Here is a 10571-nt window from a genome sequence, read left to right as displayed (position 1 = left end):
AAGACTTAATCAGAGAAGACTTATTTATCTCGGTGCGACTTTAACGATTGGAGAGTATATTCTTCCCAATATTATGGCGTATTTGTCTAAGACCCACCCAGACGTGGACTTCAAAGTAAAGATCAGTAATACGGAGTCGATTACTCAAGATGTTTCAGAGAAAAAAATGCATATAGCCCTAATCGAAGGGACAGCCCCTCAGCATAAAGACCTTAAGGTGGAGAATTTTTGGGATGACGAATTGGTAGTTGTGATTCCTCATTTTCACCCCTGGGCCTCAAAGAATAGCATTACCCTAGCTGAACTCCCAAATGAGCGTCTGGTGACACGAGAGGAAGGTTCCGGGACTCGCAAGGTGATGGAGATGGCCCTTAAAGATAGAGGGGTTGATCTGAATCAATTGAATGTAACTATGGAACTAGAAAGTATTCAGGCGATTAAACAAGTGGTCTCCGCAGGACTTGGAATTAGCATTATCTCTTCGTTGACTGTCAGCAGTGAATACGACCGGAAAATATTCAAGACATTAAAAATTCAAGATGCACTCGTTTATCGGCCTTTTAGTCTTCTCACCAATACCCAAACCACCCAGACCAAGGATGAGCACGTCTTAATCAACCTACTCCATGATCACGAGTTGTTGTCAGATATTTTAAGAAAGAATTATAATGAATTAGAGAAACACGCGAGTGAGGTTCGTTTTGCTCACCCAGCAGTGAGTAGTCGGAAAGGGCAGCTACATGGGCAAGAACAGTGGCAGTGACATTAAATTGTTTCAAACGGGTGCTAAGGATAGGATAAAAGAAAGGCACAGACCGATGATTAAGGGTCTGTGCTTTTGTTATCTTCCCAAGTACAAAATTAAGCTACGTTTGATTGGAACGCTTAGAATACTCGTTTAGCACCAACATAAACAGATTTCCAATAGGGACCAAGATCATAAATTGTAACACCCTTGGAACTGGAAGAGTTGATGAACTGACCGTTTCCTATATAGATGCCATCGTGGTCGACAATCCCATTTCGGGCAAAGGAAAAGAAGACTAAGTCTCCCGGCTGGAGGTTATTGAAGTCCACGGAAGTTCCAACTGTGTACTGATCGCGGGAAACCCTTGGTAAAGAAATCCCGTTTTGGGCAAAGACATACTGTACATAACCTGAACAGTCAAAACCTGTCCCAGGAGATGTCCCACCCCATAAATATGAAACACCGATATACTTTTTACCAGTTGCGATAATAGCATTTGCTTTCTCTTGTCGGGATTGGGAATTATTCTTTTGACTTACTTTGGTTGCATAAAGAGAGTTAAGTTGGTTACCAGTAATGGGACCTACGATTCCGTCTGCGCTCAAGGATTGAGCAGATTGGAAAGCTTTTACTGCTGCCTGAGTATTTGATCCAAAGATTCCATCGACTATGCCGACGTTATAACCTAGATAGTTAAGTTCAGTTTGTAGTTGAACAACATCTGAACCAGTTGTTCCTACCTTTAACAAGGTATCCCCCACTGCAGCCTGAACTGTTTGGGCTGGTGCTAACATTAGAAAAACACCAAGGATAGCTAAGCTGATTAGTTTTTTCATGTGACATCTCCTTTCTTTTATACAAGTTGTCACCTGCCTAATCAAGATAGCATATCCTTATGAACTTACTATGAAAAACTTATGAATTTCTTGTGAATTTGTGGATTAAGTTAAATTGTTAAGTCGGAATAATCGAAGCAGTTTTCTTGGCTTTGATCATCGAGCAAAGCGAGTTCACTATTGATAAAATAAAAGTGGCTGAGGATCTATTCCACGGCTACTTTTATCTCTTTAGAAACTAGATAGTGAATTCAGTCTTTCATGCGACTTTGCTTTGTATGCTGATCGTACCTGAACTCATTTTACATAATCGACTACAATTTAGAGATAATATGTAGGGATTAATGGTATATAAGAGTTGCGGTTACAAGGTTTCTGATAAAGTTGTGAGAGGATCATTTAAAGGGGGAATCCTACACACTGCAAAAGGAGGGTAATGGATAATGTACAAAGGAGGAAAAATAATTGCGTCGCTTGTTATCTTTGTTGCTTTACTTAGCTTACCTTTCTTCTATAATAGGGGGAAAGCCAACAAGGGACCGGAAATAAATCTGAATACTCCGGCTATCCTACAACTAGCGGATAAGCAGTGTGTCGAGCCAACGGAATGGATGAGGGCCAATCACATGCAATTGCTGCTACGATGGAGAGATGAAGCTGTGCGCATGGGCAAAACGGAATATATTAATAGTCAAGGGAAGTCATTCAAAATTAGTCTTCAAACCTGCTTAAACTGTCATTCTGATCCGGCATTAAATACGTCTGATCAATTCTGTGTTTCATGCCATAATTATACAGCTGTAAAGCCAAACTGTTGGAGTTGTCATACTTGGCCACAGGAGGCCGCAAAATGAGTCTAAACAGAAGACGTTTTTTTAGAAAAGCTGGTATGATCACCGCATTAGGTCTGGGAGGAACCTTTGGTATTACCGGGCTCCTCAGGAAGGTGGAGGCCTCCGAATATGAAACACCTCAACAAGGTCTGGTAGCGAAACGTTGGGCTATGGTTGTAGATATGAGTAAATTTAAAACCCAAGAAGACTATAATCGAGTTATTGAGGCGTGTCATAGTGTCCATAATGTTCCATCCCTAGGTAATCCTAAGGATGAGATCAAATGGATATGGAATGAGGATTATGAACATGCCTTTCCTAGCCAGAATAACAGATATATGAAAGAAAGTGTAAAAAACTATCCCTTTATAATTTTGTGCAATCATTGTGAGAATCCTCCTTGCGTCAAGGCATGCCCCACTGAGGCTACTTTTCAGAGACCCGATGGAATTGTCGACATGGATTTCCACCGTTGTATTGGCTGTCGATTTTGCATGGCAGCCTGTCCTTACGGAGCGAGAAGTTTTAATTTTAGGGATCCTAGGCCTTTTATCAAGGAGATAAATCCGGATTTTCCAACCCGTACCCTTGGGGTTGTGGAAAAATGTAATTTCTGCGTGGAGCGCTTGGAAAAAGGGCTAATGCCAGCGTGTGTGGAAGAGTCCAAGGGAGGGTTAATTTTCGGAGACTTAGATGACCCCAAATCTGAGGTCCGAAAAATTGTTAGTTCGCAATACACGATTCGGCGTAAACCTGAGCTGGGTACCCAACCAAGCGTCTACTACCTAGTAGGGGGTGGGGATCTTGTTTGAAAGAGCTTTGACTGGTAGTCGACGTTACTGGACATGGGTTTTTGTCTTACTTGCTGTCATCACGGTAGGCCTCTACTCTTACTTTAAGCAATATAGCTATGGCCTGGGAGTAACGGGCATGAGTAGGGATGTTTCGTGGGGTTTGTACATCGCCCAGTTTACGTTTCTCGTGGGTGTCGCTGCTTCTGCTGTTATGCTTGTCTTGCCTTATTATCTTCATGACTTTAAGAAATTTGGTAAGATGGTCATCCTCGGTGAATTTTTAGCGATCTCCTCTGTGATCATGAGTATGCTATTTATTATTGTCGATTTGGGTCAACCACTGCGAGTCTTGAATGTCATTTTGTATCCAAGCCCCCATTCCATGATGTTTTGGGATATGTTGGTCTTATCTGGATATCTCGTGCTTAACATTGTGATTGGGTGGACGACACTAGGCGCTGAGAGCAAAGGAAGTCCATCGCCGGCGTGGGTAAAACCGATCATTTACCTTTCCATTCCTTGGGCAGTGAGTATTCATACGGTGACAGCGTTCTTATACGCTGGTCTACCCGGCAGGCATCTTTGGTTATCCGCAATTATGGCAGCACGATTTCTGGCCTCCGCTTTTGCAGCTGGCCCAGCAATTCTGATTCTTTTGTGTTTATTGGTAAGAAGAGTCAGTAGATTTGACCCAGACCCGGGCGTTGGTGCCATTCAAGCGCTAGTCAAGATTGTTACCTATGCTATGATAGCAAATGTTTTCTTTTACGGGCTTGAGTTTTTCACAGCCTTTTATAGTAATATACCCGAAGCCAAGGCTCCTCTTAAATATCTCTTCGTCGGGCTTGAGGGCCATACAAGACTGGTTCCTTTTATGTGGACAGCCACTATTCTCGCCTTTGTAGGAATTGGATTACTGCTTTTTCCGAGTACACGAAAGAATGATAAAATCTTGTCCTTAGCCCTTGTAGCGATCATTGCAGCTAATTGGATTGACAAAGGAATGGGTCTGGTGATTGGCGGATTTATTCCAAATCCTTTTGATAGAGTCACTGAGTATGTGATAACCTACACCGAGATATCTGTGACACTGGGGGTCTATGCGATTGGGATGCTGCTTCTTACAATCCTCTATAAGATTGCTATTTCGGTTAGGGAACAGAAAGAAACCTAGGACTCGGAGTTCTGGCATTAAAGAAAAAGATCATGGGATAAAGAACGCGGTGAAAATAAAATAAGCTTTCAAAACGAATAAAAGTAGACCAAGTTTACAAACTTCAGTCTACTTTTATTCGTTCCTGAAAATCTTTGTGTCCTATTAAGCGTCGTTACATTCCTGTAATAGAATCTGGATTCTCAGACAATGCAAAATGCTCATAAAGGATTTAAAATCTGATAGGTCTATAGTCTAAAGTAATCCATTAACTGCTTCAAATCCTTAGCTAAATCGTTTAAGCTTTCTGCCGAGGCGAACAATTCCTCGACAGAGGCGTTTTGTTCCTCTGCAGCGGCAGCTGTGGTCTGTGTGCCCGCTGAGGTGGATTCAGCCTGATTTACGACGTTTTGCATGCCAATTTTTATTTGCTCACCGTCCTGTTGTACTTTCTGCACAGTGGTTTCAATGTCCTGCGCCAATCCAGCACTCTCTTCCACAGAACCCAGGATTACGGTAAATTGATTGGAAATTTCTTTTAAGTAGGCACTTCCTTGATTTACACTATCTACACTAGTTTTCATCCCTTGATGGGCACTCCGGGAAGCCCGTTGCATTTCCTGTACTCGCTGAGAAATATCAACTAAGCTTGTTTGAACTTGCTCGGCAAGTTTGCGGACTTCTTCTGCAACAACCGCAAATCCCCGACCGTTTTCTCCAGCACGTGCGGCTTCAATCGCAGCATTTAATGCTAAGAGGTTGGTTTGTTGCGCAATACTGTCGATGATTTGCACCGTCTTAGCGATCTCCTCGGACTTTTCATCCACGTCTCCAATTACCTGGCTCAGACTATGAACTTGACTCTCTATTTCATCCATTTGCTTGACCACTTGTCCGAGGGCGATATTTCCATTGCGCGAAAGCTCAGCGGAACGACTGGATGCTAGGCTTACTTTTTCGGCATCTTGTTCTGTTTGGTTTAGTTCATCGATCATTAGACTTATCCGATCATGATTTTGCGTCATCTCCTGGACTTGCATTTCAGCATCGTTTGCAATTTCAGTCGCCGAGGAGGCGACCTGTTCTGCCGCATGAGCCGATTGTTCGGCGCCTAAGCGCATTTCCTGAGCGGTTTGTGCCAATTGACTCGCCATATCGACTACTTTCGTAATGGTAGCTCTCAAAGAGATCCCCATATCGCCAAAGGCCTTTAGAAGTTCAGCCCCTTCACGGTTCCAGGCTTTCCAAGGGGCCTTCTTCCTCTGGCCAATATCCCCTGAGGCGATTTCGTTGGCATTGTGCACAAAATTACGCATCATTTTGCCGAGGGCCCGGCTCAAAAACCAGCCAATGACGAAGCTTACTAAGACATCAATCACGACAAGAATGACTGAAATGCGTGTTGCCTTCTTGAAGATCTCGTTTGAGGTTACCGTACTGTGCATGTTTACCTCATCCATTTTGGAGTTCACTAACTTTTGAATAATATCCCCAGCCGACATATGCTTGCTCTCATCAACATCATACATATGAGCTCTAGCTTCTTCAATTCGTCCTTCGGCTATGGCCTGAATCGTAACTTTTGATGATTCTACATAGTCATTCCAGGCGGCTTTAAACTGTTTCCAAGAATCTGAATCCTGGTTCGATTTAGATATACCTTCATAATTGGCCATATGTTCTTCAACATCTTTGTTTTTCTGAATAATATCCGCTAAGAATTTTTGGCGCTCTTCCGGGGTGCGTGCGCTGACCGCGAAGGCGACATCAGTACGATAGCCTTGGGCATCGAAACGTAACTCTGAGAGTTGGTTCAAAGGAATCACATCTTGTTCATAAACCATATTCGAAGTATCGTTCATTTGATACATCCCGTAAATTCCGATGGTTCCGACAACCCCTGCAGCCAATGCAATAAATAACATCAAGACTGTGACCTGAAAACCCAGCCCTTTATTCTCCAATTTCAAACAATTCACTCCTCTATGTTCTACAAATCTCTTTAATTTTGTATCATTCTGCACCAAAAATAAATATCCTGCATTTGTTCAAGTAAATTTGTTGTTCGGGAAGTAGCTATGAGAAAAAGATGTTTCATTCTGGGCAGCAAATGGTCTTCAGGGTGAGGGAATGATCTGGAAGCACATCAATTAGGGTTCCTTCTTCATAAGATATTCACAGTTTATTCATCAAATAATCCAATTGATATAGTAGGATTTATACATGGGAATTTTAAAGTTTGATTATTATTCTCAGAGGGGGAACGTGAATTAGGCACAAATTTTATTCACTTAGCATTGGGGGATTTTCACTAAGATCTTACGGTGTAGTGGTAGCTCAGAAGCAATTCGAAAAGGTAGCCTACGAAAGGACGATTATCTATGCTTATCTTGAAGGGAAAGAAGTCAAACGGCATCGTAGGAAAATACAAAAGTATAATCGATGCTCGAAAGATCTTTTCCGACGCTCAAAGATATCTTGCGCAGAATCAAGTAGATCAGGAGCTGGTCCTGGTAGAGGGTGATCATGTTGTGATGACTTGTATGCTGAGGATGTTTAATAACCAAGCCACATTTTCTCCGACCTAACTTAGCCGCATCGTTTCTTTTATTAAGAATAATTGAATCAGTTTATTACTTAGGAACGGGAGTGATAGGGGAGATCTTAGATGATGTATGGATGAAAGTCAATATTCTAAGGTTCTATTATAGAAAATCAGTTTGAAGGAGGAATTCATTGATGGGTAGCTGGGGATACGGTGGTTATGGAAGTTGGGGATATGGGTGGATGGGTAAGGGAACGTTCCTCATCTTAGGGATTGGGATAATTCTACTGGGTATCTATATATTTCGTCGCAGTGCATCACAGGTTCATACAGGAACGCTAGGTAAGCATAGTGGAATAGATATATCCTGCGTGAACGGTATGCGCGTGGCGAGATAGATTCAGCGGAGTATCAAAGCCGGAAAAAAGATTTGGGAGACAGTTAAGTAGAAGGGAATCTCATAAAAAAGGGCAGTGGCTTCACAGGAAAAACTGCCCTTTGACATTTGTTATATAAAAGTGGTTGAGGAAAGAATCTCAGCCACTTTTCGCGTGTGTGCTTATTTGCGCTTTAGAGAAAGGAAAGTTTGTTTGTAATGCAGGTAAATCTTACTCCCATTTGCGGATCAAGAAAAATGACAATATTGTTATTCTAAATTCACAAGAAATTCACAAGAAATTCGCAGCTTTGTCGAACTGATTAGGTATCATTACATTGGCAAGAAAAAATTGCCATATCTAGGGAATATCTCTGGATATAGATAAGATAAAAAAAGAAAAAAGGAGGAAATTAGGTGTCAAGATTTTATCCTAATAAGTTTGTCGCATCACTAGCTATCACTGCACTCACAGTAACTGCTGGATTAACTCCCGCAGTCGCTATGGCAAACGAGGCGCAAGTAAAATCAACGTACAATGTTCAGTCCACTCAGAGCTTAATCAATACTCTTACTCGTCTTGGTGGGTATGACAGGTATGGCACAGCAGTTCAGATCGCAGACTATGGGTGGCAGTCGGCCAGCACAGCAGTCCTAGCACCATCGGGTGATCTAAACATGGTAGACGCGCTTGCTTCGTCAAGTCTTGCCAAAGCAGTCGATGGACCAGTACTTCTTGCAGATCAAGACTCAGTACCTTCTGACACAATGAAAGAATTAGAAAAGCTAGGAGTAAAAAAAGTTTATTTGGTAAGTGGAACAGCAGTCATTTCGGCAAAAGTAGAGAGTGACCTTAGCGCAGTTGGTATTCAAGCTGTGCGGATAGGTGGTTATGATCGGTATGAAACGGCTGTAAATATCGCAAAGGAAATCCAAACGATCAAACCCTTTCAAGAAGTTGTGGTCACAAATGCATATGCTAATGTCGACGCAATTTCAATTGCCCCAATTGCGGCTGCCAAAGGAATTCCAGTTCTGCTCGTTAATAAGGATTCAGTTCCGACAGTTGTGTCAGATTTCATTAAGTCATCAGGAATAAACAAGACCTATGTCATTGGCGGAACCGCGGTTGTATCCGACTCTGTAAAGGATACACTGCCAAACGCGGCGAGACTCGGTGGATATGATCGTTTTGATACAAACACAGAAGTACTAAAGAAATTCGAAAACCTTATTATCGGGGGCAGCATGTTCTTCGCAAATGGGAACGATACAAGCCTTATTGACTCGTTGACAGGTGCTCCGATGGCAGCCAAATTGGGCGGTGCAATTGTCTTGTCTAATAAAGAAACAGTTCCAGACGGTACTAAAGGGTATATCCAGACAAATATAGCCCTTAAGAATCCTGTAGTTCTAGGTGGAACAGCTGTAATATCGGATTCAGCCATACAAAGCTTAGGATATGCCCAGCCCGGCCAGTCTGACATTTTAGACGGGGCTGTGGAATTAAGCACTCCCAATGCAACATTTAGGGATAAAACAGTCAACGGGAACCTTCTAGTCAATGCAGAAGGCGTAACGTTACAGAATATCCGTATCAAGGGTACGCTATTTCTCGATCCAGGCAAGGACGGCTCTGCTACTCTAGACGACGTGCAAGCCACTAGAATTGTAGTTCTATCGGGTGCAGACCGCAGTATTTACTTAAAAGAAACCAAAGCAGATAGTCTAGTCGTGTCAAGTTCCTCTGATGTTCATGTAGTGGCAGAAACAGGAACAATTTTAGGGTCTACATTAATTCAATCTACTGCTGCTGTAGAATCAAAAAGTGGAGCGAACGTAGGGTCATTGGTCGCGCAGCCTCAACGAGAAGCATCCATTAATGTACAACTCCAAGGAACATTCTCTAACGATGTTTCCCTGAGCGGGAGTGTAAGACTAACGGCAGCAGATGGCGCGGTTATTCCTACTGTTAAGGTGACTGGGGCGACAACTCCAGATTCAATTCAGTTAGCAGGACAGTTCTCTAGTGTAACTATTAATGATAACTCGTCCATTACCGTACTATCAGGTAAAATCGACAAATTGGAGACAAAGGGAACATCCGAAATCGTTGTAAAAAGTGGGGCAGAAGTTACGGTTTTGAGTTCTGCGACTGGGAGTACTAAAGTAAGTGGCGGTGGAACCGTAAACGGTAAAACAACGACGGATACTCCTACAGAACCGGGCGATATTCCAGTTGTATCTGATGGAAGTGGAACGTCTCGTGATACAGATAGAGAGGTCATTCAAAAAACAGAGCAACCCTTAGTCACGGGAACGGTCAGAGCTGGAGACACCATGATTTCAGGAACTGCTGAAGCTGGGGCAACGGTAAGTGTCAAGAGAAGCGGAACCGAAATTGGAGCAGCGACGACTGATGGAAACACAGGGGACTACACGGTGACCTTAATCGACGGAGTAATCCTGGCCAAAGACGAAGTGCTTTCGATAACTGCCGTAGCACCTGGCAAGACCGAGAGTAACGTCTCGAGTATCACGGTAGTCGAAGCTCAAACAACACAACCGACAGTCATGGGAACAGTCAGTGCTGGAGAAACCATGATTTTAGGAACTGCTGAAGCAGGAGCAACGGTGAGTGTCAGAAAAAGCGAAATTGAAATTGGCACAGCGACAGCTGATGAAACCACAGGCACTTACATGGTGACTTTAAACGATGGAGTAACCCTAGCCGAAGCCGACGTACTTTCGATAACGGCCATAGCGCCAGACAAGAGTGAGAGTGATGCCACGAGTGTCACAGTAGCCGCAGCGCTGGATCCGACAACGCCACCGACAATAACGGGAATGGTCAGGGCTGGTGACACCATGATTTCAGGAACCACTGATGCTGAGGCAAAGGTTTGCGTCATGAGAGGCGAAACCGTCATTGGCACAGCGACAGCTGATGAAACAGGTGCCTATACGGTGACCTTAAACGCAGGAGTAATCCTGGCTAAAGACGAAGTGCTTTCGATCATTGCCAAGGCACCAGACAAGGCTATTAGTGAAGCCGTGAGTGTCACAGTAGTCGAAGCACAAACGACACAACCGACAGTCATGGGAACATTCGGTACTGGAGAAACCATGATTTTAGGAACTGCTGAAGCAGGGGCAACAGTAAGTGTCAAACGAAGCGAAATTGAAATTGGCACAGCGACAGCTGATGAAACCACAGGCACTTACATGGTGACTTTAAACGATGGAGTAACCCTAGCCGAAGCCGACGTACTTTCGATAACGGCCA

At 43.3% G+C, this 10571-nt stretch carries 10 protein-coding genes; 8 read left to right on the top strand and 2 right to left on the bottom strand.

Annotation, left to right across the window (positions count from 1 at the left end; translation table 11 throughout):
* Window positions 1-763, top strand: a 763-nt coding sequence (locus JL57_RS00315) for a LysR substrate-binding domain-containing protein (RefSeq protein ID WP_034140058.1), incomplete at its 5' end; no start/stop codon positions are given.
* A 122-nt stretch (window positions 764-885) separates the two neighbouring features.
* Here the strand turns inward: JL57_RS00315 and JL57_RS00310 are convergent.
* Window positions 886-1584 carry a C40 family peptidase gene (locus JL57_RS00310; protein ID WP_034140057.1) on the bottom strand — a complete coding sequence of 233 codons (699 nt, stop codon included), beginning with the start codon at window positions 1582-1584 and terminating at the stop codon, window positions 886-888.
* A 443-nt stretch (window positions 1585-2027) separates the two neighbouring features.
* Here JL57_RS00310 and dsrJ point away from each other — a divergent pair, with 443 nt between their 5' ends.
* The 3 genes from dsrJ to dsrP are packed head-to-tail and all read left to right on the top strand — an operon-like array spanning window position 2028 to window position 4385.
* Window positions 2028-2438 carry a sulfate reduction electron transfer complex DsrMKJOP subunit DsrJ gene (dsrJ, locus tag JL57_RS00305; protein ID WP_034140056.1) on the top strand — a complete coding sequence of 137 codons (411 nt, stop codon included), beginning with the start codon at window positions 2028-2030 and terminating at the stop codon, window positions 2436-2438.
* Window positions 2435-3229: a sulfate reduction electron transfer complex DsrMKJOP subunit DsrO gene (dsrO, locus tag JL57_RS00300; protein ID WP_034140055.1), complete on the top strand. Its 795-nt coding sequence runs from the start codon at window positions 2435-2437 to the stop codon at window positions 3227-3229. Before dsrJ ends, dsrO begins: the two co-directional genes overlap by 4 nt.
* Complete coding sequence (gene dsrP, locus JL57_RS00295) at window positions 3222-4385, top strand: sulfate reduction electron transfer complex DsrMKJOP subunit DsrP (protein WP_034140054.1); 1164 nt, start codon at window positions 3222-3224, stop codon at window positions 4383-4385. The genes dsrO and dsrP overlap by 8 nt, the downstream gene beginning before the upstream one ends.
* 227 nt (window positions 4386-4612) lie before the next feature.
* Here the strand turns inward: dsrP and JL57_RS00290 are convergent, their stop codons facing one another.
* A complete protein-coding gene (locus tag JL57_RS00290) occupies window positions 4613-6343 on the bottom strand; it encodes a methyl-accepting chemotaxis protein (RefSeq protein ID WP_291299532.1) in 1731 nt (576 codons plus the stop codon).
* A 402-nt stretch (window positions 6344-6745) separates the two neighbouring features.
* Between JL57_RS00290 and JL57_RS00285 the strand changes: the two genes are divergently transcribed.
* The 4 genes from JL57_RS00285 to JL57_RS33130 all read left to right on the top strand — a co-directional run.
* Window positions 6746-6952: a hypothetical protein gene (locus tag JL57_RS00285; RefSeq protein ID WP_034140052.1), complete on the top strand. Its 207-nt coding sequence runs from the start codon at window positions 6746-6748 to the stop codon at window positions 6950-6952.
* A gap of 151 nt (window positions 6953-7103) precedes the next feature.
* On the top strand, window positions 7104-7307 hold the full coding sequence (locus tag JL57_RS00280; RefSeq protein ID WP_366556964.1) for a hypothetical protein: 204 nt from the start codon (window positions 7104-7106) through the stop codon (window positions 7305-7307).
* Window positions 7274-7354: an SHOCT domain-containing protein gene (locus tag JL57_RS36170; protein WP_366556965.1), complete on the top strand. Its 81-nt coding sequence runs from the start codon at window positions 7274-7276 to the stop codon at window positions 7352-7354. The genes JL57_RS00280 and JL57_RS36170 overlap by 34 nt, the downstream gene beginning before the upstream one ends.
* A 348-nt stretch (window positions 7355-7702) precedes the next feature.
* A partial coding sequence (locus JL57_RS33130) for a cell wall-binding repeat-containing protein (RefSeq protein WP_291299531.1) occupies window positions 7703-10571 on the top strand: 2869 nt, incomplete at its 3' end.

Source organism: Desulfosporosinus sp. BICA1-9 (assembly GCF_000802135.1).
Note: the sequence above shows the minus strand (reverse complement) of the source record. Positions and strands in the feature narration are given on the sequence as shown.